Source organism: Paraburkholderia sp. DD10, assembly GCF_049177125.1.
In the GTDB taxonomy this organism is placed as follows: domain Bacteria; phylum Pseudomonadota; class Gammaproteobacteria; order Burkholderiales; family Burkholderiaceae; genus Paraburkholderia; species Paraburkholderia terricola.
On the sequence record NZ_CP185393.1, the window covers coordinates 3,972,638 to 3,999,636 of the forward strand.

Annotated in this window: 27 protein-coding genes, 1 tRNA gene, 2 pseudogenes and 1 riboswitch; of the genes and pseudogenes, 9 read left to right on the forward strand and 21 right to left on the reverse strand. The window is 64.2% G+C overall.

Features of this window, described 5'->3' with window-relative positions; genetic code table 11:
* Positions 1-38: 38 nt before the first annotated feature.
* The 4 genes from pcnB to ACOCG7_RS33325 form a co-directional block, all read right to left on the reverse strand.
* Positions 39-1,637 carry a polynucleotide adenylyltransferase PcnB gene (gene pcnB, locus ACOCG7_RS33310; protein ID WP_073428197.1) on the reverse strand — a complete coding sequence of 533 codons (1,599 nt, stop codon included), beginning with the start codon at positions 1,635-1,637 and terminating at the stop codon, positions 39-41.
* A complete protein-coding gene (locus ACOCG7_RS33315) occupies positions 1,634-2,320 on the reverse strand; it encodes an HAD family hydrolase (RefSeq protein ID WP_073428196.1) in 687 nt (228 codons plus the stop codon). Before ACOCG7_RS33315 ends, pcnB begins: the two co-directional genes overlap by 4 nt.
* Complete coding sequence (gene hda / locus ACOCG7_RS33320; RefSeq protein ID WP_073428195.1) at positions 2,313-3,074, reverse strand: DnaA regulatory inactivator Hda; 762 nt, start codon at positions 3,072-3,074, stop codon at positions 2,313-2,315. Before hda ends, ACOCG7_RS33315 begins: the two co-directional genes overlap by 8 nt.
* Positions 3,075-3,159: 85 nt before the next feature.
* Positions 3,160-4,236, reverse strand: coding sequence for an AI-2E family transporter (locus ACOCG7_RS33325; protein WP_073428194.1), 1,077 nt, complete (start codon positions 4,234-4,236; stop codon positions 3,160-3,162).
* A 95-nt stretch (positions 4,237-4,331) separates the two neighbouring features.
* Between ACOCG7_RS33325 and purM the strand changes: the two genes are divergently transcribed.
* On the forward strand, positions 4,332-5,387 hold the full coding sequence (gene purM, locus ACOCG7_RS33330; protein ID WP_073428193.1) for a phosphoribosylformylglycinamidine cyclo-ligase: 1,056 nt from the start codon (positions 4,332-4,334) through the stop codon (positions 5,385-5,387).
* A 62-nt stretch (positions 5,388-5,449) separates the two neighbouring features.
* Here the strand turns inward: purM and miaA are convergent, their stop codons facing one another.
* Positions 5,450-6,397, reverse strand: a complete 948-nt coding sequence (gene miaA / locus ACOCG7_RS33335) for a tRNA (adenosine(37)-N6)-dimethylallyltransferase MiaA (protein ID WP_073428192.1) — start codon at positions 6,395-6,397, stop codon at positions 5,450-5,452.
* A gap of 43 nt (positions 6,398-6,440) precedes the next feature.
* On the reverse strand, positions 6,441-8,468 hold the full coding sequence (gene mutL / locus ACOCG7_RS33340) for a DNA mismatch repair endonuclease MutL (RefSeq protein ID WP_073428191.1): 2,028 nt from the start codon (positions 8,466-8,468) through the stop codon (positions 6,441-6,443).
* A gap of 193 nt (positions 8,469-8,661) precedes the next feature.
* Between mutL and ACOCG7_RS33345 the strand changes: the two genes are divergently transcribed.
* Entirely contained in the window at positions 8,662-9,333 is a 672-nt protein-coding gene (locus ACOCG7_RS33345) for a DedA family protein (protein ID WP_073428190.1), read from the forward strand.
* Between the two features lie 114 nt (positions 9,334-9,447).
* Here ACOCG7_RS33345 and ACOCG7_RS33350 read toward each other — a convergent pair whose 3' ends face one another.
* From ACOCG7_RS33350 to ydfG, 13 genes and pseudogenes are all read right to left on the reverse strand, one after another.
* Positions 9,448-9,816 carry a hypothetical protein gene (locus ACOCG7_RS33350; RefSeq protein ID WP_073428189.1) on the reverse strand — a complete coding sequence of 123 codons (369 nt, stop codon included), beginning with the start codon at positions 9,814-9,816 and terminating at the stop codon, positions 9,448-9,450.
* Positions 9,817-10,156: 340 nt separating this feature from the next.
* Positions 10,157-11,956, reverse strand: coding sequence for a chloride channel protein (locus ACOCG7_RS33355; protein WP_073428188.1), 1,800 nt, complete (start codon positions 11,954-11,956; stop codon positions 10,157-10,159).
* A gap of 78 nt (positions 11,957-12,034) precedes the next feature.
* Positions 12,035-12,448 (reverse strand): MarR family winged helix-turn-helix transcriptional regulator, encoded by a 414-nt coding sequence (locus ACOCG7_RS33360; RefSeq protein WP_073428187.1) that lies wholly within the window; start codon positions 12,446-12,448, stop codon positions 12,035-12,037.
* A gap of 85 nt (positions 12,449-12,533) precedes the next feature.
* Positions 12,534-13,709 carry an HPP family protein gene (locus ACOCG7_RS33365; RefSeq protein WP_073428186.1) on the reverse strand — a complete coding sequence of 392 codons (1,176 nt, stop codon included), beginning with the start codon at positions 13,707-13,709 and terminating at the stop codon, positions 12,534-12,536.
* Positions 13,710-13,934: 225 nt separating this feature from the next.
* A tRNA-Lys gene (locus ACOCG7_RS33370) sits at positions 13,935-14,010 on the reverse strand.
* A 183-nt stretch (positions 14,011-14,193) separates the two neighbouring features.
* Positions 14,194-14,943, reverse strand: a complete 750-nt coding sequence (ybgF, locus tag ACOCG7_RS33375; RefSeq protein ID WP_073428185.1) for a tol-pal system protein YbgF — start codon at positions 14,941-14,943, stop codon at positions 14,194-14,196.
* Between the two features lie 19 nt (positions 14,944-14,962).
* Positions 14,963-15,472 carry a peptidoglycan-associated lipoprotein Pal gene (gene pal / locus ACOCG7_RS33380; RefSeq protein WP_073428184.1) on the reverse strand — a complete coding sequence of 170 codons (510 nt, stop codon included), beginning with the start codon at positions 15,470-15,472 and terminating at the stop codon, positions 14,963-14,965.
* 31 nt (positions 15,473-15,503) lie between these two features.
* Positions 15,504-16,795: pseudogene (gene tolB / locus ACOCG7_RS33385) on the reverse strand (Tol-Pal system beta propeller repeat protein TolB).
* Between the two features lie 137 nt (positions 16,796-16,932).
* Positions 16,933-17,940, reverse strand: coding sequence for a cell envelope integrity protein TolA (tolA, locus tag ACOCG7_RS33390; RefSeq protein ID WP_073428182.1), 1,008 nt, complete (start codon positions 17,938-17,940; stop codon positions 16,933-16,935).
* Complete coding sequence (gene tolR, locus ACOCG7_RS33395; protein ID WP_073428181.1) at positions 17,937-18,380, reverse strand: protein TolR; 444 nt, start codon at positions 18,378-18,380, stop codon at positions 17,937-17,939. The genes tolA and tolR overlap by 4 nt, the downstream gene beginning before the upstream one ends.
* Before the next feature lie 10 nt (positions 18,381-18,390).
* Positions 18,391-19,068: a protein TolQ gene (tolQ, locus tag ACOCG7_RS33400; RefSeq protein ID WP_007179119.1), complete on the reverse strand. Its 678-nt coding sequence runs from the start codon at positions 19,066-19,068 to the stop codon at positions 18,391-18,393.
* Between the two features lie 154 nt (positions 19,069-19,222).
* Entirely contained in the window at positions 19,223-19,702 is a 480-nt protein-coding gene (gene ybgC, locus ACOCG7_RS33405; RefSeq protein WP_073428180.1) for a tol-pal system-associated acyl-CoA thioesterase, read from the reverse strand.
* A gap of 58 nt (positions 19,703-19,760) precedes the next feature.
* A complete protein-coding gene (ydfG, locus tag ACOCG7_RS33410; protein WP_073428179.1) occupies positions 19,761-20,507 on the reverse strand; it encodes a bifunctional NADP-dependent 3-hydroxy acid dehydrogenase/3-hydroxypropionate dehydrogenase YdfG in 747 nt (248 codons plus the stop codon).
* Between the two features lie 238 nt (positions 20,508-20,745).
* A riboswitch (ZMP/ZTP riboswitch) is annotated at positions 20,746-20,854 on the forward strand.
* A gap of 166 nt (positions 20,855-21,020) precedes the next feature.
* Between ydfG and glyA the strand changes: the two genes are divergently transcribed.
* From glyA to ACOCG7_RS33445, 7 genes and pseudogenes are all read left to right on the forward strand, one after another.
* Entirely contained in the window at positions 21,021-22,268 is a 1,248-nt protein-coding gene (glyA, locus tag ACOCG7_RS33415) for a serine hydroxymethyltransferase (RefSeq protein WP_114161917.1), read from the forward strand.
* A gap of 6 nt (positions 22,269-22,274) precedes the next feature.
* Positions 22,275-22,757, forward strand: a complete 483-nt coding sequence (nrdR, locus tag ACOCG7_RS33420) for a transcriptional regulator NrdR (RefSeq protein WP_012431825.1) — start codon at positions 22,275-22,277, stop codon at positions 22,755-22,757.
* A 199-nt stretch (positions 22,758-22,956) separates the two neighbouring features.
* Positions 22,957-23,523: a GspH/FimT family pseudopilin gene (locus ACOCG7_RS33425; protein ID WP_167449645.1), complete on the forward strand. Its 567-nt coding sequence runs from the start codon at positions 22,957-22,959 to the stop codon at positions 23,521-23,523.
* Positions 23,520-23,966 carry a type IV pilus modification PilV family protein gene (locus ACOCG7_RS33430; RefSeq protein ID WP_114161918.1) on the forward strand — a complete coding sequence of 149 codons (447 nt, stop codon included), beginning with the start codon at positions 23,520-23,522 and terminating at the stop codon, positions 23,964-23,966. Before ACOCG7_RS33425 ends, ACOCG7_RS33430 begins: the two co-directional genes overlap by 4 nt.
* A gap of 137 nt (positions 23,967-24,103) precedes the next feature.
* Positions 24,104-24,886, forward strand: a pseudogene (locus tag ACOCG7_RS33435) (PilW family protein); the annotation flags it as partial.
* A gap of 89 nt (positions 24,887-24,975) precedes the next feature.
* Positions 24,976-25,488: a pilus assembly PilX family protein gene (locus ACOCG7_RS33440; protein WP_244219958.1), complete on the forward strand. Its 513-nt coding sequence runs from the start codon at positions 24,976-24,978 to the stop codon at positions 25,486-25,488.
* 10 nt (positions 25,489-25,498) lie between these two features.
* Entirely contained in the window at positions 25,499-25,930 is a 432-nt protein-coding gene (locus ACOCG7_RS33445; RefSeq protein ID WP_114161920.1) for a type IV pilin protein, read from the forward strand.
* Between the two features lie 46 nt (positions 25,931-25,976).
* Here the strand turns inward: ACOCG7_RS33445 and ACOCG7_RS33450 are convergent, their stop codons facing one another.
* Complete coding sequence (locus ACOCG7_RS33450; RefSeq protein WP_073428173.1) at positions 25,977-26,447, reverse strand: DUF3318 domain-containing protein; 471 nt, start codon at positions 26,445-26,447, stop codon at positions 25,977-25,979.
* A 118-nt stretch (positions 26,448-26,565) separates the two neighbouring features.
* Complete coding sequence (locus ACOCG7_RS33455; RefSeq protein WP_073428172.1) at positions 26,566-26,952, reverse strand: phage holin family protein; 387 nt, start codon at positions 26,950-26,952, stop codon at positions 26,566-26,568.
* Positions 26,953-26,999 lie beyond the last annotated feature (47 nt).

A 26,999-nucleotide genomic window follows, 5' to 3' on the forward strand; every position in this document is an offset into this window, starting at 1 on the left:
CCTGCAACTATCGTTCGACGGCTTCAGCGAACGCGAGGTCAGTTTTCGTGCGAACCGTCATGGCCCGCTTCGTTGGCTGTGCGTTCGGCTGGCGTGCCGCCCTCCATTCCGTCGCCCGCATTGCGGTTCCTGGCGCCACTGCTGCGCCGCCGTCGTTTTCGGGGACTCCGGTCCTTCCCGCCTTGCGTGAGCAAGGCCTCACGCGCCGCGACGTCTCCTTCGATGAACTCCGTCCACCACGCACCGACCGACTCGTCGAGTTCACCCGATTCGCAGCGCAACAGGAGGAAATCATACCCCGCTCTAAATCTTTGGTGTTCCAGCAGCTTCAGCGCGCTCCTTCCCGAGCGTTTTTCGAGGCGCAACTGCAGGCCCCAGATTTCGCGCATGTCCGCCGAAAAGCGCTTATGGATCGCAAGTTTCCCGGTTTGCATATCGAGGACTTCGTCCATCGCGCGATGCAGCGCGGGCACCGGATATTCACCGTTCGCTTCAAATTTCTGCCAGCGCTGCTGCACGTCGTGCCACAGCAGCGTGGCGAACAGGAAGCCGGGCGACACCGGTTTGCCGGCGCGCACTCGAGCATCCGTGTTGGTGAGTGCAAGCGTGATGAATTTTTCGCCGGTGGGTTGCTCCAGCACCACATCGAGCAACGGCAGCAGGCCATGATGCAGGCCTTCCTGGCGCAGACGCTTCAGGCAGGCGAGCGCGTGGCCCGACAGCATCAGCTTGAGCATCTCGTCGAAAAGACGCGCGGCGGGCACGTTGTTGATCAGATCCGCCATGTCGGCGATCGGCGCGCGCGTCGTGTCCTCGATCTCGAAGTCCAGCTTCGCGGCAAAACGCACCACGCGCAGCATGCGCACCGGATCCTCGCGATAACGCGTGGCGGGGTCGCCAATCATGCGCAAGAGGCGCGCGCGCATGTCGGCCATGCCGTTGTGATAATCCAGCACGGTTTGCGTGGCCGGATCGTAGTACATCGCGTTGATCGTGAAATCGCGGCGCGTGGCGTCTTCGTGCTGCTCGCCCCAGACGTTGTCGCGCAGCACGCGACCGCTCGCGTCCACGGCGTGCGTGCGGCGGTCGAGTTCGTCGCGCTTCAGGCGGCGCTGCGGCGGCGCGTCGGCGGCCGGCGGATCGACCAGCGCGCGGAACGTCGAGGTTTCGATGATTTCCTGGCCGAACTGCACGTGCACGATCTGAAACCGCCGGCCGATGATGCGCGCGCGGCGAAACAGCTTCTGCACCTGTTCGGGCGTGGCGTCCGTGGCGACGTCGAAGTCTTTCGGCTTGATGCCGAGCAGCAGATCGCGCACCGCGCCGCCGACGATGAACGCGCGGTGCCCCGCCTGTTGCAGCCCTTCGGTCACGCGAATCGCGTTTCTCGAGATCAGCGCCTGATCGATGCCGTGCACGTCGTGCGGAATGATGACCGGTACATCGGGATCGGGCACGGTTTTGACCGCCGCGCCGCCGCGGGCGGGTTTGCGGCGTGTCTTGCCGGCGCCTGAAGCGCCTGCTGCATGGCGTGCCGGTGCGCTGCCGGTTTCGTCTGCTTCGGCTTCGGCGGATGGGGTGTCCTCAGCGGGCGCCGAGTCCTGGCCGAATAGCTTGCGGATAAATTTTTTGATCACGTGGATTGAAAGAGTTCGAGGATGCGCCAGCCTTTGGCCTGCGCATGGGCGCGCAATGTGTCGTCGGGATTGGTCGCGATCGGATCGGTGACCTTTTCGAGCAGCGGAATGTCGTTGTGCGAGTCGCTATAGAAATAGCTGCGCTCGAAGTCGCTCCACGTCTTGCCGAGCGAGGCGAGCCACGCCTCGGTGCGCGCGATCTTGCCTTCCTTGTAGCTCGGCATGCCGGTGGGGCGGCCGGTGTACGGCGAATGCGGCTGGCCGTCGACGGTTTCCACTTCGCAGGCGATCAGCGTGTCGACGCCGAACGCTTGCGCGATCGGACGGGTGATGAATTCGTTGGTGGCCGTGACCACGCAGCAGAGGTCGCCCGCTTCCTGATGTTGCTTCACCAGTTCCAGCGCGACCGGCTGGATCGCCGGTGTGATGACTTCGTGCATGTACTGCGCGTGAAAGTCGGCGAGCTGCGCGCGCGTGTACTTGGCGAGCGGCGTGAGCATGGCGATCAGGTAAGCGTGAATGTCGAGCTGGCCGGCTTTGTAGTCGGCGTAAAAGCGGTCGTTTTCACGGGCGAAATTGTCGGCGTCGACCATGCCGTGTTTCACCATGAAGCGGCCCCATTCGTGGTCGCTGTCGGTGGGAATGAGGGTGTGGTCGAGATCGAAGAGTGCGAGATTAGCCATGAGGGCCTATTTTACTTGAAGCGGCGGGTGACGCAGACGAAGCGGACGCCGCGCGCCGTTCGTCGGCGTCCGGCTTGGCGAGCATGGTGCGCAAAAGCGGCAGCGTGACGGCGCGTTTCTGTTCGAGCGAGAAGCGGTCGAGCGCGTCGAGCAGCGCCATCAGGCTCGGCATGTCGCGGCGAAAATGCGTGAGCAGGTAGGCGGGCACGTCGTCGGCGAGCATGATGCCGCGCTCGCGCGCCGCGTGCTTCAGCACGGCGGCCTTGTCCTCGTCCGGCAGCGGCGCCAGATGGAACACGAGGCCCCAGCCGAGCCGCGTGCGCAAATCCTCGCGCACCGTCATGCCGATCGGCGGCGCGTTGCCCGCGGCGACCAGCGCGCTCGTGGGATGCGCGCGCACTTCGTTGAAGAGATTGAACACGGCGATCTGCTGCGCGGCCGACAAAGCGTCGCAATCGTCGATCGCATACAGCGCGACGCGCGGGTCGAACGTGAAGGCGGCGAGACTGCTCTGGGGACCCGCATAGCGCGCATGGCCCGGTGGCGCTTCGTGCACCAGCGCCTGCAAAAGATGCGTGCGGCCACTGCCGGCTTCGCCCCAGATATAGAAGGTGCGATCGGCCACCGGCCCGGCCGCGAGCGCGTTGTCGAGCTCGCGCAGCCGCGTGACCAGCTCGGCGTTGGCGCCGGCGAAGAAGTTATCGAATGTCGATGGCGGCGGGGTGCCGAGATCGAGCGTCAGTTGACGAAGCACAGTAGGTTGATGCCGAAAATGAGGCTTGGGCCGCGAATGGCCCGAACCTCGGGCCCTAAACAGTCGATGACAAGTCAATGACCCGTCAGTTGTTGTAAAGCGTGCTCGTCAGATAGCTTTGCCGCAACTCGCGCATCGCCACCGAGAGAATCGCGCTGACCGGCAGCGCCAGCAACACGCCGAAAAAGCCGAACAGCTGGCCGAACGCAAGCAGCGCGAAGATGACCGCGAGCGGGTGCAGGCCAATGCGTTCGCCGACGAGGCGCGGCGTGAGAAAGAAGCTCTCCACGATCTGGCCGACGCCGTAAATCAGCGCGACCGCGCCGAAGCCATACCAGTCGCCGAATTGCAGGAGCGCCGCGAGCAGCGCCAGCGCGAGACCGGTGGCGAAACCGATGTACGGGATGAACACCGCGAGACCCGTGAAAATGCCGACCGGCAACGCGATCTCGAAGCGGGCGATGGTCAGCGCGACCGCGTAGTACACGGCGAGCACGCCCATGACGAGCAACTGGCCGCGCAGGTATTGCGACAGCATCTGGTCCATGTCGCGCGCGAGTTGCAGCGTCTTGTCGAGCCAGCGGCGCGGCACGACGGCCTGCATGCGCGCGAGCATGCGATTCCAGTCGTACAGCAGATAGAACAGCACGAGCGGCACCATCACGACGTTGCCGACCACCGTCATCATGACGTTGCCGCTGGTGCGCACGGAGGTCCACACGTAAAGCGCGACGGTTTGCGCGCTGCCTTCCAGTTGCCCCATCACGAGATCGCGGATGCTGGCGAAATCGAGCGAATCGGCAAGGCCCAGCAGCGCGAGTTTCGGTTGCAGCCACGCGTTGATATGCGTGAACAGCACCGGAACCTGCTGCCTGAGTTGCGGCGCTTCTTTCTGGACGACGGCCAGCACCAGCAGCACGAGCATGGTCATCAGGAGCGTGAACAGCAGCATCATCAGCAACGCGGCGACGGCGCGCGGCACACGCCGGCGCACCATCCACGCGACGCCAGGCTGAAGAATGTACGCGAGAATCGCGCCGAGCAGAAACGGTGTGAGGACCGGGCTCAGGAGCCACAGCAAAATGCCGACGCCCAGTGCGATGGCCAGCCAGATGAAGGCGCGGCGCTGAACGGGCGTCAGGATGGAGGAGTTCTGTTGCAAAGTTTGTTTCCCAGGTGTCGTCGGAACGCGTGAAATCCAGCCAACCGGCCGGCATCGGGTAAAATCGCATTTTACCGACCTTCTCGCTCTTCCCCATGAATCAACCGAAATCCGCCCCTGACGCCCAAGGTTTGTCGTATCGCGACGCCGGCGTGGACATCGACGCGGGCGACGCCCTTGTCGACGCGATCAAGCCATTTGCCAAAAAGACGATGCGCGACGGCGTGCTGGGCGGCATCGGCGGGTTCGGCGCGCTGTTCGAAGTGCCGAAGCGCTACAAGGAGCCGGTGCTGGTGTCGGGCACCGACGGTGTCGGCACGAAGCTGCGCCTCGCGTTTCAACTGAACAAACACGACACCGTCGGCCAGGACCTGGTGGCGATGAGCGTGAACGACATTCTCGTGCAAGGCGCCGAGCCGCTGTTCTTCCTCGACTACTTCGCGTGCGGCAAGCTGGACGTCGGTACGGCGGCCACGGTCGTGAAGGGTATCGCATATGGTTGCGAACTGGCGGGCTGCGCACTGATCGGCGGCGAGACGGCGGAAATGCCGGGCATGTATCCGGACGGCGAGTACGATCTGGCTGGCTTCGCGGTCGGCGCGGTCGAAAAGAGCAAGATTATCGACGGCAGCACGATCGCCCCCGGCGACGTGGTGTTGGGGCTGGCTTCGAGCGGGATTCATTCGAACGGTTTTTCGCTGGTGCGCAAGATCATCGAGCGCGCGCAGCCTGATCTGAATGCGGATTTCGACGGCCGCTCACTCGCCGACGCGCTGATGGCGCCCACGCATATCTATGTGAAGCCGTTGCTCGCCGTGATGCAGCAGATCGCTGTGAAGGGTATGGCGCACATTACCGGCGGCGGGCTCGTCGAGAACATTCCGCGCGTTTTGCGTGAAGGCCTGACGGCTGAGCTGGATCATCGCGGCTGGCCGTTGCCGCCGCTGTTCTCGTGGCTGCAAAAGCACGGCGGCGTGGCGGATGCCGAAATGCACCGCGTGTTCAACTGCGGCATCGGGATGGCGGTGGTGGTGTCCGCCGCGGATGCGGACGCGGCGATCGGGCTGTTGTCCGCAGCCGGCGAGCAGGTCTGGAAAATCGGCGCGATTCGCGAAAGCGCGCCGGGTGAAGCTCAAACGGTCGTGGTTTAACCCAAGGCTCGTTTGCCTGCGCGGCGTGGAAGTTCCAAGCGCCGCGCGGGGCCGATAGCGATTCAGATCAACGCTTCAATCACATCGAGCACCCGCGCGGTAGCGCGCGGGTCGCAGCAATCGATCACTACCCGCTCAGTCATGCTCCGCAGCCACGTAAGCTGCCGCTTGCACAGTTGCCGCGTAGCGAAGATTCCCTTGTCCCGCATGGTCGGATAATCGACGGCTCCGTCGAGATATTCCCATACCTGCCGATAGCCCACGCAACGCATCGACGGCATCTCCGGCGACAAATCCCCACGCTCGCGCAGTTTCACCACTTCATCGACGAAGCCGCCCGCCAGCATCGCGTCGAAGCGCTTTTCGATGCGCGCGTGCAGCATGCTTCGATCGGAAGGTTCCAGCGCAACCGGCACGAAGCGCCACGCCGAAGCGGCGTTGTCCACCCGAGCCGGCGCGGCCAGCAACGCGGACATCGGCTGGCCGGTCAACATGAACACTTCCAGCGCCCGCTGAATCCGCTGCGAATCGTTTGGCGCAAGACGAGCGGCCGTCACGGGGTCGAGCGCGGCAAGTCGCGCATGCATTGCAGGCCAGCCTTCGCGCGCGGCATCGGCGTCGAGCGAGGCGCGAAGCTCGGCGTCGGCGGGCGGCAGGTCGTTCAGTCCTTGCGTGAGCGCCTTGTAGTACAGCATGGTCCCGCCGACCAGCAACGGCACTCGCCCGCGCGCGCTGATCTCGCCCAGCAGGCGCAACGCATCCGCGCGAAATTCGGCCGCTGAATAGGCGTTGGCCGGATCGACGATGTCGATCAGATGATGCGGTGCCGCCGCGAGCTCTTGCGCCGTCGGTTTTGCCGTGCCGATGTCCATCTCGCGATAGACCAGCGCCGAATCCACACTGATGATTTCCACCGGCCGCCGCGCGGCCAGCGCGAGCGCGGCGGCGGTCTTGCCGGATGCGGTGGGCCCTAGCAGGCAAGCGACCGGCGTGGCAGTGCGTGAAGTCATGGGGAAACCGGCGCGCGGCGAATGAGCGTGATCGAGCGCACCGCTACTGCCCACGCATGAACAGCCGATCGAGATCGGAGAGCGTCAACTGATACCACGTCGGACGCCCGTGGTTGCATTGATCGGCGCGCTCGGTCGCTTCCATCTGGCGCAGCAGCGCGTTCATTTCATCGAGCGTCAGGCGCCGGTTCGCCCGCACCGCGTGATGGCAGGCGAGCGTGCCGAGCAGTTCGTGCTGACGCTCGGTCAACACGCGCGAGCCGCCGAACGCGTGAAGGTCGGAGAGGACCGCGCGCGCCAGCGCCTGTAGATCGGCGTCTTTCAAGAGCGCGGGCACGGCGCGGATGGCGAGCGTGGTGGGCGACAGCACCGCGAGGTCGAAGCCGAGCGCGTCGAGCGTGTCGCGCTCTTCCTCGACCGTGCCGATTTCGATCGGATCGGCCTGCATCGTCTGCGGGATCAGCAGCGGTTGGACGGCGATCGTGCGATCGGCCAGCGCGTTCTTGAACTGCTCGTACAGAATGCGCTCGTGCGCGGCGTGCATGTCGACGATCACGAGGCCGTGCGCGTTCTGCGCGAGCACGTAGATGCCGTGGATCTGGCCGAGCGCGAAGCCGAGCGGCTGTTCGTCGGCGACGTTGAAGGCGGGTGACGCATAAGGCGCGGAGGCGTTGTACGGCGCGGTTGTTTCCGTGGCCGAGTCGCGCGCTTCGAAGAGCGTCGCGCCTTCCACTGCGCCGGCGTTTGTGTCTCTGCGGCCGAACAGCGCGTCGTAAAACGCCAGCGGTTGGGCAACGGGCAAGGTGCCTTGCGTCATGCGCGCCTGGCGCATCCATGTGTTGCCCGGCTGTGACGACGAGCCAGATCCGCCACCGAAGCCGCCTGCGCCCGCGCTCGTACCAAGGCTGGCGGTACCCGCTCCACCTAACGGCGTGGCGCCGAACGACGCCGGCCCGCCCATCGACGCCTCCAGATGCGCGGCATGCCCGCCTGCCGTCGTTTCCGGCGACGCGCCCGCATGCCGCGCCAGCGCGCGCTGTACCGCGTGGAACACGAACTGGTGAATCGAGCGCGAATCGCGAAAACGCACTTCGATCTTCGACGGATGCACGTTCACATCGACGGCTTCAGGCGGCAGATCGAGAAACAGCACGTAGGACGGATAGCGGTCGCCGTGCAGCACGTCTTCATAAGCAGCGCGCACGGCGTGCGTGAGCAGCTTGTCACGCACGAAGCGGCCGTTGACGAAGAAATACTGCTGGTCGGCGCGCCCGCGGCTCGCGGTCGGCAGACCCGCGCAGCCGTAGACGGCAAGCGGTCCGGCGGATTCGTCGAGCGGCAGATGCGCCGTTGCAAATGTCTCGCCGAGAATCTTCGCGACTCGCACGGGTGGTTCGCTGGCGTTCCAGTGTTCGACCGCCTTGCCGTTATGCAGCACCGAAATCGCCACGTCCGGTCGTGCCAGCGCCGCGCGGCGAATCTGTTCGAGACAATGGCCGAGTTCGGTTTGCTCGCTCTTCAGAAACTTGCGGCGCGCGGGCGTGTTGAAGTACAACTCGCGCACTTCGATCGTGGTGCCCTGGGTGCCGGCAGCGGGGCTCAGCACGCCGGTTTGCGCGTCGACGCGCACCGCATGCGGCGCGTCCGCGGTGCGGCTCGTGATGTACATCTGCGCGACCGATGCGATCGAGGCTAGCGCCTCGCCGCGAAACCCCAGCGTGGCGACCGCTTCCAGTTCGGCAAGCGAGCGGATCTTGCTCGTCGCATGACGCATCAGCGCAAGCGCCAGTTCGTTTTCGGGAATGCCGCGGCCGTCGTCGGTGATCGAAATACGTTTGACGCCGCCTTCGTCGAGCATGATGCGCAAAGTCTGCGCACCCGCGTCGAGCGCATTTTCCAGCAACTCCTTGACCACCGAAGCGGGCCGCTCGACCACTTCGCCGGCCGCGATCTGGCTGATCAACTGGTCGGGCAGCGGCTGAATCGCGCGCAATGGGCGTGGGGCGGGCGCAGCGGCGGAAACCGCGGCCGCGGCGGTGGTGCCGGCAGACGTTTCGGAGAATTCGGACATGGCGAAATTATAGCGATTCGGCACCGCCGGCCCCGAGGCGTCCGAGCGGCCGGACTTTTTTAATTGCGGCCGGGCACTTTCGGTATCATGACGCGGTCAATTGCGGGGCGGTGAGCGAGTGCTCGTCGCGTTCGCTCGTAGGTTCGCAGAGCTATTCCCCGCCGCGCTCACATTCGCTCAATAAAGGACGCCTTTGGACACGTTGCTACATTTCGCCAATCTTGTCTTGCACATCGACAAGTTTCTGGGAGACTTCATTCACGTGTACGGCGCCTGGGTCTACGCGGTGCTGTTTCTGATCGTGTTCTGCGAAACGGGGCTGGTCGTCCTGCCGTTTTTGCCGGGCGACTCATTGCTGTTCATCGGCGGTGCTTTCTGCGCGACCGGTGAAATGAACGTTGGCTTGCTGATCGTGCTGCTGCTCGTCGCGGCAATCAGCGGCAACACGGTCAACTATATGATTGGGCGGGCCATTGGACCGCGGGTGTTCAATTCGCACATCCCTTTTCTCGAGCGCTTTCTCGACCGCAGCGCATTGCAGAAGACCCACAATTTCTACGAAAAGCATGGCGGCAAGACCATCGTGCTGGCGCGCTTCATTCCGGTAGTGCGGACCTTCGCGCCCTTCGTTGCCGGCGCGTCCGAAATGACGGTGAGCCGGTTTCAGCTTTTCAACGTTCTCGGCGCGTTGTTGTGGGTGCTGCTGCTGGTGTTGCTCGGTTATTTCTTCGGCAACATTCCGTTCATCCGCCAATATCTGAATGTGATCGTGCTGGTGGGTATCGGCGCGGCAATCGTGCCGGTTCTGCTCGGCGCGCTGTGGAAGATGATGCGCAAGGACGCCTCCAAGCCCGGCACCCGCTGACGCTTCATCGCTGGTGTGGCCGGAACGACAAACGGCGTCGCGAATCTCGCGACGCCGTTTTTTTCGCTCTCTCGGGCGGATTTTGCAAAACAATTGATCGCAAAGGGCGTCGCGTTACATCGGCAGATGCGATTCCGAATACGGCGAAGTGCGGATGACAAGCGAGTCACCGGCTTTAGCCTGGCGCGAGCGGCGCCACAGATAGCGCCAGCCGAAGGCGGCGAGCCCTGCAAGCCCATAGGCGCCGGCGCGTTGAAAAAACGCAGCACGCGTGCTGAACTGGCCGTAGCGGTTTTGCGCATCGGCGAATATGAGAAAGGTCAGCGCGGCATCGAACAGCAGTGCGGCCAATGCGAGCCCGACAAACACATGCGGCCCATTGAGCGTCGCGCCCGGTATCAGCCGGTTGCATAGATGACAGACAATCAGCACGGCCGCCAGCAATGCGAGGTTTGAGACAAGATTGAACAGGAAATTGGCCATCTCGACGGAATGAAAGCGCAGGGGGCTGCGGCGTTGCCAGAGCGTCTACTCACGCGGTATCACAGCCTGTTTCGCTGGATCGGCGGCGATCATTGCACGTCTTGATGTCTCAATAAATGTTCACGTTTGTCGTCCGTTGTATCTATCGGTGCTGGTTAAGTCGCGTGTAGGAGTGCGGCTCTTGTTGTACGTGCAATGACGACGAACGCTCTGGGATTGTTCGTTTCGACTGTGGGAAATGCAGTCATGTCATTCCGATTCAGCGCGATTTGCAACGGCTCACGGCCCGTTGCCCGCTCGCTCGCGCGACGAAAATCGCGCCCGGTTAGGGCTGGCGCGCTCAGCCGGCACGCCGCACCGGCGACAGGCGGCGCTTTGCCGAGCGTGGGCCGAGACGCCTGAAGCGTTCCTTCTTGTGCTCTTCGTCGAAGTGAGCGAGCGACGGCTTCACCAGATCGCTGCGGGACACGATGCCGACGAGCCGCCGCGTGTTTGCATCGTCCACTACGGGCACGCGTTCCAGGTTATGAACCGCAAGCCGCGTTGCCACCAGGCGGCAAGTTTCGCCCGGCACCGCGACGACCGGCGCACGCGTTTTCATCAATTCGAGCAGCGTGGTCGCGGCGCCAGCGCCGTCCCACTCGGTGCGTGCACGTTCGAGCGTCGCACGCTCGACCACGCCCGCCACCTTGCCCGCATCGATCACCGGATACGCCCGATGCATTTGCGTCGCGCCGAAGTACTTCGCTAGCGCTTCGCCGACCGTCAGTTGGGCATCGATCGTTTCCACTTCGCGCGTCATCACCTCGTCGATGTAATGACGTTCGAGCGGATCGACGCCGTATTCACGATAAATGTGATAACCGCGGCGCGCGATTTTCTCGGTCATGATCGAGCGTCGCATCACGACCGTCGCGAAGCCGTGCGCGACCAGCGTGGCGGCGAGAAGCGGCAGCAACGCATTGCTGTCGTGAGTCAGCCCGAAGGCGAACACGATGGCGGTAAGCGGCGCGCCCAGCGTCGCACCGAGCGTGGCCGCCATGCAGACGAGCGGCCACAGCGCGGGGTCGCTGCCCGGCAGCAGATGGCTCATCACCACGCCTAGACCGGCGCCCAGCATCAGCAGCGGCGCCAGTACGCCGCCCGACGTGCCCGAGCCGAGCGCGACGACCCACATGACGGCTTTCACGAGCAACAACGCAAGCGCAGCCTGCAATGCCAGATGCAGATGCAACAGATCGCCGATGACGTCATACCCGACACCGAGCGCGCGCGGCTCGATAAAGCCGCCGATGCCGACCACGAGGCCGCCGAGCGCGGGCCACCACATCCAGTGAATGCTCAGCTTGCCGAACAGGTCCTCGGTCTTGTAGAGCGCCGCGGACAGCCCCGCTGCCAAGGCTCCCGAGAGCAGCCCGGCCAGCACGCACGCGAAAAGCGATAGTGCGCCGGGCGGCGTCGTTTCAAGCGGAAACAGCGGCCCCGCGCCGAACAGCGGTGCCCGCGCGAAACCCGCCACCGCGCACGCCAGCGCGACGGGCAAGAAACTGCGCGGCCGCCATTCGAACAGCAGCAACTCGACCGCAAGCAGCACCGCCGCGACCGGCGTGCCGAACACCGCGGTCATGCCGGCCGCGGCGCCCGCGACCAGCAGCGTCTTGCGTTCCGCCGCGCTCACGCGCACGCACTGCGCGATCAGCGAGCCGAGCGCGCCGCCCGTCATGATGATCGGGCCTTCGGCGCCGAACGGGCCGCCGCTGCCGATCACGATGCCCGAGGACAGCGGCTTGAGCACCGCTACCTTCGGCGACATGCGGCTCTTGCCGAACAGGATCGCCTCGATCGCTTCGGGGATGCCGTGGCCGCGAATCTTTTCCGATCCGTAGCGCGCCATCAGGCCGACGATCAGCCCGCCCGCCACCGGCACCAGCACGACCCATGCGCCTAGCGTGTTATGCGACGGCGAGCGGTCCGCGAAGGACAGCGCGCCGAAGAAAAACAGGTTCGTGAACAGGTGAATCAGGCTCAGCAGCGCGAAAGCCGCCAGCGTACTGATTGCGCCGATGCACGCGGCCAGCAGGGCGATGCCCGGCAGGCGGCGGTTGGCGGCGAAGTCGCGTTTGTAGGTGTCGGCGGTCATGGTCGGGGCGGTGGTGGGTTGGCGGGCCGCGGCGGGTGGTCGAACGCGGTGGTCGAAAGAAAAGCGGCTCAAAGACGCCTAAAGATCGATCTGCGGAACATTGAAAGCGCCTTCGAGCGACTTCAGCTCGGCGCGGTGCAGTGCGGCCAGCTTCGCGAGCGTCTTTTCGCCGGGCTTTTGCAGATGCACTTCCACCTGGCGGCGATCGGTCTCGCTGACCTTGCGCTTGACGAGGCCGAGCGCTTCACAGCGCGACACCAATGCCACCACACCGTGATGCTGCGCTTGCAGCCGCTCGGCCAACTCGCCGATCGTCGCCCAGTCTCGCCGCGGATAGCCTTTGATGTGCAGAAGCAGCAGATATTGCAAGGGCGTGATGCCTTCGCTCTGGGCGGCCTGTTCGGAGAAGCGTTCGAAGCGCCGCATCTGATAGCGGAACTCGGATAGCTGCTCGAAATCGGCTTTGCCAAGCTCGCGAGGGTGAGGCTTCATGGGTGGCTCGTGGAAAAGGGTGCGGCTATCTTTGTCATGACGTGAGATTTCGGGGCGTGGTGGGGCTGAGCGAAGTTTGTTCGAATCAGGCGGCGGCGCGCTGTTGTCGTGCTTGTGCTTGCAGTTGCCTGTGCGGCTGACGATACAAACCGGCGATCAGGTCGGCTTGGGTCACCATGCCGGCCAGTCGTCGCGTCTCGCTGTCCAGCACCGGAATGTGGTGATGTCCGAAGTCGGCAAAAAGCGGCACGAGGTCCGCGATCGAGGTGGAGGTGTCCACCGTGCGCACCTGGGTGGTCATCAGCGCGCCCACGACGGGTTCGCCGGCGCGCCGGCGGCCAAACAGCTTGTGGCGGACGCTGGTGAACATGCCGAACTGCTGACTACTGCCGAGGTCGGCCCGTGTGACGATGCCGATCACATGTTGCGCTTCGTCCGTTACCGGCAAGGCTTTCACGCCGTGGCGTTTCAGGATGCTCCACGCGGTCGCCGCACGCGTTCCCGCCGACACGGTGATGACGCCGCGCGACATGATGTCCGCGCACGTCAGTTCGTCGAAAGTGCGAGCGTAGGTTTGCAACTGCAATGCACGTAGCAGGGATTCGAGGTCGTCGGGCGCGATGTCGAGCAGTTCGCCTTGCCGCTTGAGCACGGCGTCGAGATCCGCACGCGTGAAGCCGGAGCGCGGCTGCGCGGTCGCGGCCGTTTTGTCGCCGTGGTGCCGCGCGGAATGGGGATAGCGATGCCCGGTCAGCGTGTGATAGACGATCGCGGCGCAAAGCAGCGCAGCCGATTGAAGCGCGATCGGTTCGATCACGAAGCCGTAACCTAGCGAATGCACGGCCGGGCCGCCCAGCACGGCGGTGAGCGCGACCGCTCCGGACGGCGGGTGCACGCAGCGCAGCGCAAACATCGCGCAGATCGCCGCCGCGACGGCAAGCGCCGCCGCCGGCAAGGGATCGTGGACCCAGATGGCGCACGTGACGCCCACCGTCGCCGAAACGAGGTTGCCGCCGATGATGGACCACGGTTGCGCAAGCGGACTCGCCGGCACGGCGAACAGCAACACGGCGGAGGCGCCCATCGGCGCGACCAGCATCGGGATGTTGCCGCTCGAGCCGAGCAGAAGATGAGTGATGGCGCCGGTGAACGTGATGCCGATGAGCGCGCCGAGGCACGAACGAAAGCGCTCCTTCCATTCGATGGCGATGGTGGGCGGAGCGAAGCGGGCGAGCCAGCGAATGACGGCGGAGTGTGGCAAGATCGGATCGGTAGTGAGTGGCTTGAAGGTTTGTGCCGCGGCGCGTGAGGCTCTTTCAGAAGCCGGGCGCGCAGAGCGAAAGCGTCGATTATATGTGATTGTGATATAAATTGTCGCGGCAGATCCGGGCGCGATTTTTTGACGCCGCAAATGAACGAAGTTGGAAAAGGATGCGGAAAAAGAAAAGGGCTTACGACGCAAACGCGTGTAAGCCCTTGAATCTTTTGGTAGGCCGTACGGGATTCGAACCTGTGACCAACGGATTAAAAGTCCGCTGCTCTACCAGCTGAGCTAACGACCCAAAAGAGAAGCGAAATTATAGCGATAGCGCGTGTAGGCTGTCAACCGATGGTGGTTGGCCAAGCTATCAGCACTTCAGATAGTGAAAAACCCGGGTAGCGATACCCGGGTTTTTCAGCGAGAGGCGCGCGTGGCTTTGACGTCGGACACTGCGCGTGACTGCCAACTGCGAGGAACTTCTGCGCTACTTGATTTGCGACAGCTTGCTCTGAGCCGACTGCGCGACATCCGAGCCGCCGTATTGCGCGACGATCTGTTCGAGCGTCTTCTTGGCCGCGGCCTTCTGACCTTGCTCAAGCTGATTGTTCGCAATCGCAAGCAGCGCTTCCGGCGCACGCGGATGTTGCGGGTAGTTCTTCACCACACCTTGCCACGTCGCCGTCGAGCCCTTGTAGTCGCGCAGCGCATACAGCGCGTTGCCGAGCCAGTACTGAGCGGTCGGCTGATAAGGGCTATTCGGATACTTGGAGATGAAGCTACGGAACGACGCCGCCGCGTTCTTGAAGTCGCCGCTGCGGAACTGTTGCGAAGCCGCATTGAACGACTCGGTTTCGCCCGGCTGCACCTCGCCCTGGACCCCGTCCACCGTCTGTTGCTGCGGCTCGAATTTCTTCAGACGCGTATCAAGATCGGTGTAGTAGTCCTTCTGCTGCTTTTGCACCGCGGCGAGCTGGTTGGCCATGTCCTCGTTCTGCCCGCGCAGCGTGGCGACCTGCTGATTCAACTGGTCGAGACGGTTGGACTGATCGAGGATCGTGCGTTGCGCGGCCGACAACTGGCTCGACAGGCTTTCGGTCTTCGAGCGCAGATCGAGAATGGCCTGGCGGGCCTGGTCGTCGTCGAACATGCCCGCATGCGCGGGCACAGCCGCGAAGGCCGTGCCCGCGACGCAGGCCGCTGCGGCAAACCGCAGCCAGGAGAAACGATGCGTCATTCGGCTCATCACCCGTTACTTACTGTTGGTACACGAGGTCGGCGCGGCGGTTCTGTGCCCACGACGATTCGTCATGACCCGTGGCTTGCGGCTTTTCCTTGCCGAGGCTCACGGCTTCCATTTGCGAGTCCGTCACGCCCATCAGCGACAACGAACGGCGCACGGCTTCAGCACGCTTCTGGCCGAGCGCCAGGTTGTACTCGCTCGTACCGCGTTCGTCGGTGTTGCCCTGAATCAGCACGTGGCGTTGCGGATGGCTCTTAAGGTATTGCGAGTGTTGCTGCAGCAGCGACTGATAGTCGTCCTTGACCGAGTAGCTGTCGAAGTCGAAATAGATGCTGCGCTTGGCGAGCGGGCTGTTCGGATCGTTCAGCGGATCGACGTTGACCTGTGCGACATCGGTCGGGTTCGGTTGCGTGCCGATTGCACCGCCCTTGTTGGCGTTTTCGTCGAGCTTGACGCCCGAGTGACATGCGGCCAGCGCACCGACCATCAGAACGGCAAATGCGAAACGAAGCTTGGACATCATTTTTTACTCTCCTTGTGTTATTGCATCAACGTTATTGCATAAACGGGCCCAGGACGGCTCGCGCACGCTGCCGCCCTGAACGGACAGGACCTGCCGGGTGCGACCATCGGTCGATACCGCGGCCAACACGCCACGGCCGTTCACCTGTGTGGCGTAAAGAATGTACTGACCGTTCGCCGCGAAGCTCGGCGATTCGTCATGTGTCGTGTCCGTCAGACCCGTGGCCGTATTGCCTTGCAGGTCCTGGATATAAAGCTTGAATCCGCCGCCGACGCGCGAAATATACGCGAGTTGCTTGCCGTCGGGGCTGACGCGCGGGCTCGTGTTGTAGCTGCCCGTGAAGGTGACGCGCTGTGCGCTGCCGGCGCTTTCGCCCTGGGCCGACATCTTGTAGATCTGCGGTTGGCCGCCACGATCGCTGGTGAAATAGATCGACTGGCCGTCAGGCGAGAAGGTGGGTTCCGTGTCGATCGAGCTGCCTTGCGTCAGACGCCGCAGCCCGCTGCCGTCCGCATTGACGGCGAAGATCTGCGTGTTGCCGGTGCGCGAGAGCGCGACGGCCAGCGTGCGGCCATCCGGCGACCACGCCGGTGCGCTGTTATTGCCCTTCTGGTCGGAGACCACGACGCGACGGCCCGTGGGCAGATCGTGGATATAGACGATCGGCTTCTTCTTCTCGAACGAAACATAAGCGACCTTGGTGCCGTCGGGCGACCATGCCGGCGAGATGATCGGCTCAGGGCTCGACAGCGCGATGTGCGCGTCCTGGCCGTCCGAATCGGAGATTTGCAACTGATAACGGCCGCCGGTCTTGATGACGTACGACAGGCGCGTGGCGAACACGCCGCGCCCGCCCATCAGCTTCGCGTAGATGTAGTCCGCGACCTTGTGCGCGCTCATGCGCAAGCCGCTTTCCGGGCTCACCAGCACGAGGCCGCCGAGGCTTTCCTGTTTGACCGTGTCGTACAGCTTGAAGCGCACTTCGTACTGGCCGTTCGGCAGACGGTTCACACTGCCCGACACGAACGCATTGGCGCCCTTGGCCTTCCAGCTGCCGAGGTCGACGGACGCCGTTTCCGGCACCGGCGTGCTGCCCGCGTCGATGTTGGTGAATTTGCCGCTGCGTTGCAGATCCTGCCGCACGATCGTGCTGACCTGTTGCGGCGAGTTCGCTTCATTGGCGAAATTCGCCGTTGCGATCGGAAACTGGGTGGACCCGACGCCCGTCACGAGGACGTTGAGTTGTGCGTTGGCGGCGCCGCCGACGGCGATCAGGCACGACGCTACAAGTGTCCGCAGGCCTAGCTTGGTCATCAAACTCATGCTGTATGGATTCCCCAAAAACGGTTTTACTAACGCTTCACAACAGCAGACAGACCCTCGAACCTTTATTTCGTTCCCCGGCGCGCCACGCTGGGCGGGGCGCCGCGTCTGCTGTCAACTGACTGTCAAGGCCTTCGTCAACCTGCCGGGCGCAGCGTGATCTTGAAGCTGCCCGGCGTCTTGCCGTCGATGTCCTGAGGCATCGGATCGGAACGCTGCACGGCGCGCAACGCGGCGTCGTCCCACGCGGGGTTGCCGCTGCTGCGCGAGATCGTTGCGCTCAACAAGGTGCCCGTCGGCGAACAGCGCACGGAGATCACCGTCTCCAGGCCTTCCGTTTCGCCGCCCCACGTAATGTTCGGGCGCACCACGCGACGCACCTTGTCCGCGTAACCCGGCGACGCCGCCGTGCCGCCCGAGCCGCTGCCGGTGCCGCTCTTCGCAAGCCCGTTGCCGGTCGAGCCTTCGCCGCCCGCCATGCCTTGCATTTGCGCGAGACGCGCGCGACGTTCGGCATCGAGTTTCTTCGCTTGCGCGGCAGCCTCGGCCTGAGCCTTGGCCTTTGCCGCCTTCTGCGCGTCCGCTTTCTTCTGCGCTTCGGCTTCGGCCTGTTTTTGCTGTTCCTGCTGCTGTTCCTTCAATTGCTGCTGTTTCTGCTGCTCGGCCAATTGCTGTTGCTTGAGCTTGTCGGCCTGCTGCTGCTGTTGCTGCAACTGCTTCTGCTTGAGCGCCGCGGCCTTTTGCGCCGCCTGCTCCGCGGCGAGTTGCTGCTGACGTTTCGCCTCGGCTTCCTGTTGAGCCTGCAATTTCTGCTGACGCTGCTGCTCGGCGAGTTGCGCCTCGCGCGCGGCCTCCTGCTGCTTGCGTTTCTTCTCCTGCAACGCGATGTCAGCCTGTTCATCGGGCAGCGGCGGGGCAGGGGCCACCGGCACGGGAGGAGGCGGAGCCGGGCGCGGGATCGCCGTGTCCGGCACCTCGGTCCAGAGCTCCGCTTCAGCGCCTTCCGGCGTACTGTTCTGCCACTGGATGCCGTGGTACAGAAAGAACCCGAGCAGCGCGTGCATCACCAGAGCGAACGCAAAGGCTCGCCCGGTGCCGCGTTCACGCGGCGGCTGGAGCGGGTAGTCGGAATTCTTGCGGATCATTGCGATTTGACGAGCAATCCAACGCGTTTGACGCCCCGGGCTTTCAGCTCGGACATCACGTTCATCACGACTTCGTACTTCACGGTCTTGTCGGCGGCGATCACGACAGGCTGGTCAGGATGCGTTTGCGAACGGTCGGTGATGAAGCCGTTGAGGTCGGCTTTCGTCATGTTTTCCTGCTGCTGCGCGCCCGCGTCGTCTTTGTACTTGACGCTCATGTTGCCGTCCGCGCGGATATTCACGATCACGGGCGGGGTTTGCTGCTGCGGCGCGGCGCCGCCGACGGTCGGCAGATTGACGATCGACGGGGCGACGAGCGGCGCGGTCACCATGAAGATCACGAGCAGCACGAGCATCACGTCGATGTACGGCACGACGTTGATGTCGGACATCGCGCGGCGCGAACGGCCGCCACGCATACTGGAATGTGAGCCTGCCATCTTGGACCCCTTACTGTGCCTGGCGCTGCAGGATGTTCGAGAACTCTTCGATGAAGGTCTCGAAGCGGATTGCCAGGCGGTCGATGTCGTGCGCGTAGCGGTTGTAGGCAACCACGGCCGGAATCGCGGCGAACAGGCCGATCGCGGTGGCGGTCAACGCTTCGGCGATGCCCGGCGCGACGTTCGCAAGCGTGGCCTGCTGGACGTTGGCGAGACCGCGGAACGCATTCATGATCCCCCAGACCGTGCCGAACAGACCGATATACGGGCTGACCGAACCCACCGAGGCGAGAAACGCGAGATTGGCTTCGAGCACGTCCATTTCACGCTGGAACGCGGCCCGCATGGCGCGGCGTGCGCCGTCGAGGATCGCGCCCGGATCGTTCAGGCGTTTTTCCTTGCCCTTCAGGAATTCGCGCATGCCGGATTCGAAGATCCGTTCCAGCGCGCCGATCGTGTGGCGATTGTTCGCGGCGCTCTGGTAGAGCGCCTGCAGGTCGCCGCCCGACCAGAAATCGCGTTCGAAGCGTTCAGTTTGCGCGCGCGCCCGGCGGATCGCAAACCACTTGCGGAAGATGAAAGTCCACGACAACAGCGACAACAACAGCAGCAGGGCCATGACGGCCTGCGCCAGCAGGCTCGCATTGAGTACGAGGGAAACGATCGACAGATCTTGTGTAGTGTTCATAAAGGTTCGTTTTAACGTCCCGGAAGGGGGCGTCCGGCTGCAAGGCCATCGAAGCCTGCCGTGAGCAAAACGGCAGCATCGGCGACGCTGCAAGCCGAACCATGCTTTGTGCTGCTTGATCGATACGAGTTCACCGGCCCCGTAACAACGAGGTTCAGTCGTTGTCCGTTGACACCCCGCCTTCGCCGATGCCCGGCCCGCGGCGCAACGCAGCGAGTACCGGCGGAGGAATCGCGGCCGGCCGCAGCGCGGTTCGCTCGACGCAGCCGACCCGGATGGAGCCGACCGCAAGCAAAGTGCCGTCGCGCCATGCTTCCTGCGCGAAGTCGACCGAGGCGCGGCCGAGCCGCTCGATCCGGCTCACGACGTTGACGACATCGTCGAGCCGCGCAGGCGCACGATAGTCGACCGCCGTGCTGCGCACGATGAAAATCGCGCCCGTTTCGTTCGCGAGCCGGTTCTGGTCGACGCCGCACGCGCGCAGCCATTCGGTTCGCGCCCGCTCGAAAAATTTCAGGTAGTTCGCGTAGAACACGATGCCGCCGGCGTCGGTATCTTCGTAATACACGCGGATCGGCCATGTGAAGCCGATTTCCGTGCCGGGCTGGCTGGTCGACATATTCATGCGGCGCATTTTACCGGAACGCACACCAGGAGGTCTGTTTCAAGATGTGCGTCCCGCCTGGCGGGCTTTAGCCGCGATGAATGGCCAAACCGGCGAATGATTGCGCGACCGGCATCAGCTCGATCGTGTTGATGTTGACGTGCGCGGGGCGCGTGGCGATCCAGTAGATCGAGTCGGCGATATCCTCCGCCGTGAGCGGTTGGACGTTCTCATAGACCTTGCCGGCTTTTTCGTCGTCGCCGCGAAAACGCACGTTCGAGAATTCCGTGCCGCCGCACAGGCCCGGCTCGATGTCGGTCACGCGCAGCGCGGTGCCGGCCAGATCGGCGCGCAGGTTCAGGCTGAACTGGCGCACGAATGCCTTGGTGGCGCCGTAGACGTTGCCGCCGGGGTAGGGCCAGCGGCCGGCCACCGAGCCCAGGTTGAAGATATGCCCGCGGTTGCGCTCCACCATGCCGGGCAGGAGCGCGTGCGTAACCTGCACGAGGCCGGTGCAGTTGGTCTCGATCATCGTGTTCCATTCGTCGAGGCTCGCCTTGTGCGCCGGCTCCACGCCGAGCGCAAGGCCGGCGTTGTTCACGAGCACGTCGAGCGCCGCGAAATCGGCTGGCAACGCGGCCGGCACGGCTTCGACGGCGGCGCGGTCGCGCACGTCGAGCTCGTAAGGCAGAAGCGCGTCGCCGAGTTCGTCGGCGAGCGCCTGGAGGCGGTCCTTGCGGCGCGCGGTGGCGACGACCCGATGGCCGCCCTTCACGAAAGCGCGAGCGATGGCGGCGCCGAATCCCGCGGACGCTCCGGTGACGAACACAATCATTGCAGTTCCCTGGTCGGTTGGAGAGAAAGGCCCCAAGCCTACTTCCAATGCGGCGCTGCGGCAAGGATGAACCAGCCTTACAAGCGGCTCTGGGAGGGATGCGGAACGGCCTCCGGGCCGCCCTTCCTCAGACGTTTGCGCGCCGCATACAACGACGCCATGGCCCGCTTCGGAAGTGCCCGCGGCGGCGGCGGGAAGCCGGTTGCCTATTCGATCCTCTTCCAATAAACTAACGCGCTCATCCCTGCGTGACTGGCGATAGAACCGGTTCAAGCAATCGGGTTCAAGGTGGAACAACCCACCGTGAAGCGCAGGGTGCCGTTTTGCCGTTCGCCTGGGCAGCCGTGATCCGCGCGCATCGATCTGCGCTGACGGTGGCTGTCCTGCCTCGCGTGTGCGGCGACTCTCCTTCCGCCACGTCTGGGCTGGCCCAGCCGCCAGCAGCGCCGCGTACCCTCTACGCAAGATTCGGCGCACAATCCGGTCAACCTGAAAACACTCAACGGAATCCGTATGTTTGACAGAGCCCAAAGCACCATCGCCAACGTCGATCCTGAACTCTGGAAAGTCATCGAGCAGGAAAACCGCCGTCAGGAAGAGCACATCGAACTGATCGCGTCGGAAAACTACACGAGCCCGGCCGTGATGGCTGCGCAAGGCTCGCAACTCACCAACAAATACGCCGAAGGGTATCCGGGCAAGCGCTACTACGGCGGCTGCGAATTCGTCGATATCGCCGAGCAGCTGGCGATCGACCGCGTCAAGCAACTGTTCGGCGCAGAAGCCGCGAACGTCCAGCCGAATTCGGGTTCGCAGGCGAACCAGGGCGTGTTCTTCGCCATGCTCAAGCCGGGCGACACGATCATGGGCATGAGCCTCGCGCACGGCGGTCACCTCACGCACGGTTCGCCGGTCAACATGTCGGGCAAGTGGTTCAACGTGGTGAGCTATGGCCTGAACGAGGCTGAAGACATCGACTACGACGCAGCCGAGAAGCTCGCGCAGGAGCACAAGCCGAAGCTCATCGTGGCGGGTGCGTCCGCATTCGCGCTGCGTATCGACTTCGAACGCCTGTCGAAGATCGCCAGGTCGGTTGGCGCCTACTTCATGGTCGACATGGCGCATTACGCGGGTTTGATCGCCGCCGGCGTCTACCCGAACCCGGTGCCGCACGCCGACTTCGTCACCACCACCACGCATAAGAGCCTGCGCGGCCCGCGCGGCGGCGTGATCCTGATGAAGGCCGAGTTCGAGAAGCAGATCAACTCGGCAATTTTCCCCGGCATCCAGGGCGGTCCCCTGATGCACGTGATCGCCGGCAAGGCCGTCGCGTTCAAGGAAGCGCTGTCGCCGGAATTCAAGGCGTATCAGCAGCAGGTCGTCGAAAACGCACGCGTGCTGGCCGAAACGTTGGTCAAGCGCGGTCTGCGCATCGTCTCGGGCCGTACCGAAAGCCACGTCATGCTGGTCGATCTTCGCGCGAAGAAGATCACCGGCAAGGCAGCGGAAGCGGCGCTCGGCGCCGCGCACATCACGGTCAACAAGAACGCGATTCCGAACGATCCGGAAAAGCCGTTCGTGACGAGCGGTATCCGTCTCGGCTCGCCGGCCATGACCACGCGCGGCTTCGGCGTCAAGGAAGCGGAGCAGGTGGGCAACCTGATCGCCGACGTGCTGGACAACCCGGAAGACGCCGCCACGCTCGAACGTGTGCGCGCGCAAGTCGCCGAGCTGACCCAGCGCTTCCCGGTCTACCGCTAAGCCGTCATGCACTGCCCCTTCTGCCGTCACGCCGATACGCAGGTCGTCGACTCGCGCGTGTCCGAAGACGGCGCGACGATTCGGCGGCGGCGCCGCTGCCCGGCCTGCGACAAACGTTTCACGACGTACGAGCGGGTCGAGCTGGCGTTGCCGTCGGTCGTCAAGAAGGATGGCAGCCGCACCGAATTCGATCGCCGCAAGATCGTCGCGAGCATGCAACTGGCGCTGCGCAAGCGGCCGGTGGCGGCGGACGCGATCGACGCGGCGGTCGCCCGAATCGAGTATCTGTTGCTCGGCAGCGGCGAGCGCGAGGTGCGCAGCGAGCGCCTCGGCGAACTCGTGATGAACGAGCTGCGCGCACTCGACACGATTGCCTATGTTCGCTTTGCCTCCGTCTACCGGCGCTTTGAAGACGTCTCCGAATTCGAGGACGTCATCGAGGAATTCCGCCGCGCCTCCTCGCCTCCCAAGCCTTCTCGCAAGCGCTAATCGCTGTCGCGCCTCGCGTCGTGTTCGAGGTGCCGTCTTTTGCCGCGTTGTCTCGCGCATTCGCATCTCCCGCTCCCCATGATGTTTGGTCGCGTGCATTTTTGCGCGGGATGGCGTCTGAGCGCCACCTGGCCGTTCGGCCGATTGTTGGCGCGTTTGCAAATCGCTAGATTGGCTGCATTCTTTGTAACGAGCAGGGATGCAGATGAAAGCGGATGCGTTTTTCATGCGGCCGTGCCGCGGCTTCACGCTTGTCGAAACACTGGCCGTCGTCGCGCTGCTGGCGGTGATCGCGGTGATGGCAACGCCGTCGTTCGTCGCGTGGCACGTGCGCGATCAGGTCGACGCGCGCACGAAGGCGCTCGCTTCAACGCTCGCCTATGCGCGCAGCGAAGCGCTACGACGCGGCGCACGAGTCACGGTGTGCCGGATCGACGCGGCGCGGCATTGCCTCGCCGCCGGGCAACCGTGCGGCGATGGCGTGACCGACTGGTCGTGCGGCTGGGCGGTGCTGGCCGAGCGGGGCAGCACGGTGTCGCTGTTGCGCGCGCATCCTCTGCTGGCGGCGGTAAGCATTGTCGGCACGCAAACGAATCTCACGTTTACGCCGCCGGCGGGACAGTTGATCGGCACCTTTCGCAGCTTTGATATCGGACCGCGCGCGCCATCCAAGGCGACGCAGGGAGACAAGTGGCGACGTTGCCTACGGATCGCGGCGGGCGGCCGCGTGCGGATCGTCGAAGGGGCATGCGGGGCGGAGTCATGAGGCGATATTCACAGAGCCGATGGTCAAGCCGCCGCGGATCGAAACGCCGCGGCAGCACGCTGATCGAAGTCATGCTGGCCGTCGTGTTGATGGCCGTCACGGCCCTCGGGTTGATCGCCGGTCAGGTGTGGAGCGCGCGCGAAGCTCGTGCGATGGCAATGCGCGAACACGCGGCGTGGATCGCCGACTCCGTCGCGGAAACGATGCGCGAGCCCTCCGCTGGCGACTCCGCGATCAGGCAATGGAGCGTGCATGCAGCCGCTCTTCTGCCGCAAGGTCAGGCCTCGGTGGCTGAAAGTGGCGGCGTCTCTTTTGCGCGCGTCACATGGGCGTCCGTGCGAGACATGCCAGGTGCCGACGACGTGATCGACAAGCCCGAGTCTTGCGGCGGCGTGGACGTCCCTGCGGGTTCCTCATGCGTTGCGCTGGCGTTCGCGAAATGACGCGGCGCCTGTATCGTGCACGCGCCCAACGCGCCCAACGCGCCCAACGCGCCCAACGCGCCCAACGCGACCAACGGGACCAACGCGACCAACGGGACCAACGCGCCCAACGCGCCCAACGCGACCAACGCAGCCAACGCGGCCATACGCTGGTCGAGTTTGTAATCGCCATGGCGCTGGGACTGGTGGTGACCGCGGGTGCGGTGTCGCTGTATACCACGCAGCGCTCCGCATTCGAACACGCGGGCGATGCGATGCGCATTCGCGAAGCCGGCTTGACGGCGCTTACGCTGGTTGGCCAGCAATTACAAATGGCCGGCTTCGTGCCCGCGGACGTCGCGCGTTACAACAGTCCGCCGCCCTTGTTCGGATGTTCGGGCGGTCGCCCGACAGGGGCCGACGACAGTCTTGCCTGCGAGACGTTGCCCGGTCACTCGGACGGCGTGGCCGTTCGTTACGTGGGAGACAACGTTTCCACGTGGCCCTCCGCGAGCGGACAAACAACCGACTGTCTCGGTCAGGCCGTGGCGAACAGCGGCGCGGTGCTCGGCGACCAGGGCGTGCCCGTGGTCAATCGATATTTCGCCCGCGTCAGTGGTTCGACGGGCGAGCCCGAGCTTTACTGCGAAGGCAGCGGCAGGGTGGGATTCGCGCAGCCGCTCATCGAAGGCGTCGAACGGGTGCGGCTCAAGTACTGGCTGGCAGGCGCGCCGAGCGCGGTCGACGCTTCGGCGGTGACGGCCGATCAATGGGCCAGCATCGTTGCGGTCGATCTCTGTGTGCTGGTGCGCGGCGCGCCACGGAGCCAGCGCTTGCCCTACGTCGATTGCGACGGCGTCAGCATGCCTGGGGCGGATTCGCGCGCTCGGCAGGCGTTCTCGCGGCGAGTCGCGATACGCAATCATGCGGAGGCCTCTTGATGGTGAAACGTCGAAGCAAACTGGCGTTGCGCTGCGCTTGCGGGAAGCATTCACGAGGCCGCGAGCAGCCGCAATATCTCGGACGCATCATGCGCATGGCAGGCGGCCGATTCCGCGATCGTCAAAGCGGCGCAGTCCTGCCAATCGTCCTGCTGATTTCAGCGATGATGCTGACCACCTCCGCGGCATGGTTCGAAACGTCGCTTGCGGCGGCGCGCGTCACCACCAACGTGCGCGATTATTTGCAGGCGTTTCATGCCGCCGATTCAGCGTTGCTCCTGTGCGCGCGCAGTGCCATCGCGGCAGCATCCGTGACGCCGATGCCGGCCGCGCCCGGAGAGCCGGCGCAATGGAAACTCGAAGCCGCCTTCGAGGCGAACGCCGTCGCGCCCCTTGCGCAATGGCCAGGATCGGTGCGCGCGCCGCAATGCCTGATCGAAGCCTGGCGTCTCGGCACCCGCGCCGATGCTCGAGCCTATCTGCTGACCTCGCGTGGCTTCGGCCGTAACAACGAGTCACAGGTCTGGCTGCAGATGCAACTGGTCATCGAGGACGAAACGATCGAGCGTCATTGGCGCCACGTCGCCGCACGGCCATTCTGACGGGAGGTCCATGACAAGGCTGCACACATCCGCATTCACGCTGCTCGAACTGATGATCACGCTGGCGATAGTCGCCACGCTGGCAGTGTTCGCCGTACCTTCGTATCGCGATCACGTCGCGCGAACGCATCGCATCGACGCCGCGTCCGCCCTTTATCGCGCCGCGCAATTCGTCGAGGGCGCGGCAAGCGGCAGCGCGTCCACGCTGTTGCCGGGCATGGACCAGGCGCCGCAATTCGGCGCGGCGGTCTACCGGCTGCGCGTGCTGCAGGCGGACGATTCCAATGGTGGCTATTCGATAGAGGCCGCGCCGAGCGAAACCGGTCCGATGCGTGACGACCCCTGCGGGGTTTTCACGCTCGACGCGACGGGGCAGCGAGGCAACAGGAATGGAGCAAACGGTGTGGCGCCGACAAGCGGCGAATGCTGGAATACGGGCTAACCACGCAGAGGCAGGGCTTATGCCGGAAGCAATGCCGCGCTCACCGTTACGGGTTCGATTCGGTCTTGACGGTACGAGGCGCAGCGGAATCGCGCTTCATTTGCTGCCAGATCCGATACGCTTCCCATGCGGCAAGCGCGAGGCCGCCCCACTTCAGTGCGGGTTTTGCACCTGCCGCGACGGTTGCACGCAGCGGTTTGGCGAGAACCAGCGAGGCGATCGAACTGATGAGGGGATACTGTTTGAGGAGCACGCCAATGGTCCCCGCGTTGATCAAGCTCGACTTCGTTCCTTTGCCCACGCGCACGCCGCCCAAGCCCGGCAGAATAAACTTGAGCCAACTGAAATGCGTGACCGCCTGCCGCAATTCGATGGTGGCCTGAGCGAGTTCCATGCGCTCCACATCCGCGCGCACCAGCAGCAATTCCTTGCGCAACGCTCGCAAGTGTGGCGCGCTCAGATCCTTGGCCGGTTGGCGCTTGGCACGGAAGGCGGTATCGGAATGGCTTTGGCTCATGGTGTGTCGGCGGCAGTGAAGGTGGTGCAGTCAAACGGCGCTGCAAATCGCTCGATATCCCAACGAAATCCCAACGCGAGCGCCGGGCGTCGTAGCGACACCCGTTGCGCGTGGGTTGTCACGGTTTGCGGAACACGTCGCGGTCTTTTTCGAACTCCGCAAGGGTGGCCTCGAACACCAGCGGTGCGTTGCGCAAACCGCTGCGCGCTTTCAGCGCACAGACTAGTCCCGCAATCGCATACACGGCGGTAATGCCGGCGAGCGCCTGCCATCGGTAGGTGTCCCAGAACGCAATGGCGATCAGCGCGGTCAAGGCGATCAAGGCCATCGTGGCGAGCATCATGGCGGCGAGACCGAGGAATAGCACGGCGAGCAGCCGGTCTTTTTCCTCGGCGAGCTCGATGCCGACCAGTTCGAGCCGCGTTTGCAGAATGGCGAACACCGAACCGACGATGCGGCGTAACGGACTATGTTCTGCGCGCTGTGTTTGTGTTTCGATCGTCATGGCTGTGGGCGTTGCGCGTGATGGCCTGGGCGGCGCGTGCAAAGGTG

Bases quoted from the DNA above. Each gene is read 5' to 3' on its own strand.
- ydfG (WP_073428179.1), bottom strand. From the start codon at position 20,507: ATGATTGTGTTCGTCACCGGAGCGTCCGCGGGATTCGGCGCCGCCATC.
- miaA (WP_073428192.1), bottom strand. From the start codon at position 6,397: ATGACTTCACGCACTGCCACGCCGGTCGCTTGCCTGCTAGGGCCCACC.
- nrdR (WP_012431825.1), top strand. From the start codon at position 22,275: ATGCACTGCCCCTTCTGCCGTCACGCCGATACGCAGGTCGTCGACTCG.
- ACOCG7_RS33315 (WP_073428196.1), bottom strand. From the start codon at position 2,320: ATGGCTAATCTCGCACTCTTCGATCTCGACCACACCCTCATTCCCACC.
- glyA (WP_114161917.1), top strand. From the start codon at position 21,021: ATGTTTGACAGAGCCCAAAGCACCATCGCCAACGTCGATCCTGAACTC.
- ybgF (WP_073428185.1), bottom strand. From the start codon at position 14,943: ATGACGCATCGTTTCTCCTGGCTGCGGTTTGCCGCAGCGGCCTGCGTC.
- ACOCG7_RS33445 (WP_114161920.1), top strand. From the start codon at position 25,499: ATGACAAGGCTGCACACATCCGCATTCACGCTGCTCGAACTGATGATC.
- ACOCG7_RS33425 (WP_167449645.1), top strand. From the start codon at position 22,957: ATGCAGATGAAAGCGGATGCGTTTTTCATGCGGCCGTGCCGCGGCTTC.
- tolA (WP_073428182.1), bottom strand. From the start codon at position 17,940: ATGATCCGCAAGAATTCCGACTACCCGCTCCAGCCGCCGCGTGAACGC.
- ACOCG7_RS33355 (WP_073428188.1), bottom strand. From the start codon at position 11,956: ATGACCGCCGACACCTACAAACGCGACTTCGCCGCCAACCGCCGCCTG.
- purM (WP_073428193.1), top strand. From the start codon at position 4,332: ATGAATCAACCGAAATCCGCCCCTGACGCCCAAGGTTTGTCGTATCGC.
- ACOCG7_RS33360 (WP_073428187.1), bottom strand. From the start codon at position 12,448: ATGAAGCCTCACCCTCGCGAGCTTGGCAAAGCCGATTTCGAGCAGCTA.
- ybgC (WP_073428180.1), bottom strand. From the start codon at position 19,702: ATGCGCCGCATGAATATGTCGACCAGCCAGCCCGGCACGGAAATCGGC.
- ACOCG7_RS33430 (WP_114161918.1), top strand. From the start codon at position 23,520: ATGAGGCGATATTCACAGAGCCGATGGTCAAGCCGCCGCGGATCGAAA.
- tolQ (WP_007179119.1), bottom strand. From the start codon at position 19,068: ATGAACACTACACAAGATCTGTCGATCGTTTCCCTCGTACTCAATGCG.
- mutL (WP_073428191.1), bottom strand. From the start codon at position 8,468: ATGTCCGAATTCTCCGAAACGTCTGCCGGCACCACCGCCGCGGCCGCG.
- pal (WP_073428184.1), bottom strand. From the start codon at position 15,472: ATGATGTCCAAGCTTCGTTTCGCATTTGCCGTTCTGATGGTCGGTGCG.
- ACOCG7_RS33450 (WP_073428173.1), bottom strand. From the start codon at position 26,447: ATGAGCCAAAGCCATTCCGATACCGCCTTCCGTGCCAAGCGCCAACCG.
- tolR (WP_073428181.1), bottom strand. From the start codon at position 18,380: ATGGCAGGCTCACATTCCAGTATGCGTGGCGGCCGTTCGCGCCGCGCG.
- ACOCG7_RS33350 (WP_073428189.1), bottom strand. From the start codon at position 9,816: ATGGCCAATTTCCTGTTCAATCTTGTCTCAAACCTCGCATTGCTGGCG.
- ACOCG7_RS33440 (WP_244219958.1), top strand. From the start codon at position 24,976: ATGCGCATGGCAGGCGGCCGATTCCGCGATCGTCAAAGCGGCGCAGTC.
- ACOCG7_RS33455 (WP_073428172.1), bottom strand. From the start codon at position 26,952: ATGACGATCGAAACACAAACACAGCGCGCAGAACATAGTCCGTTACGC.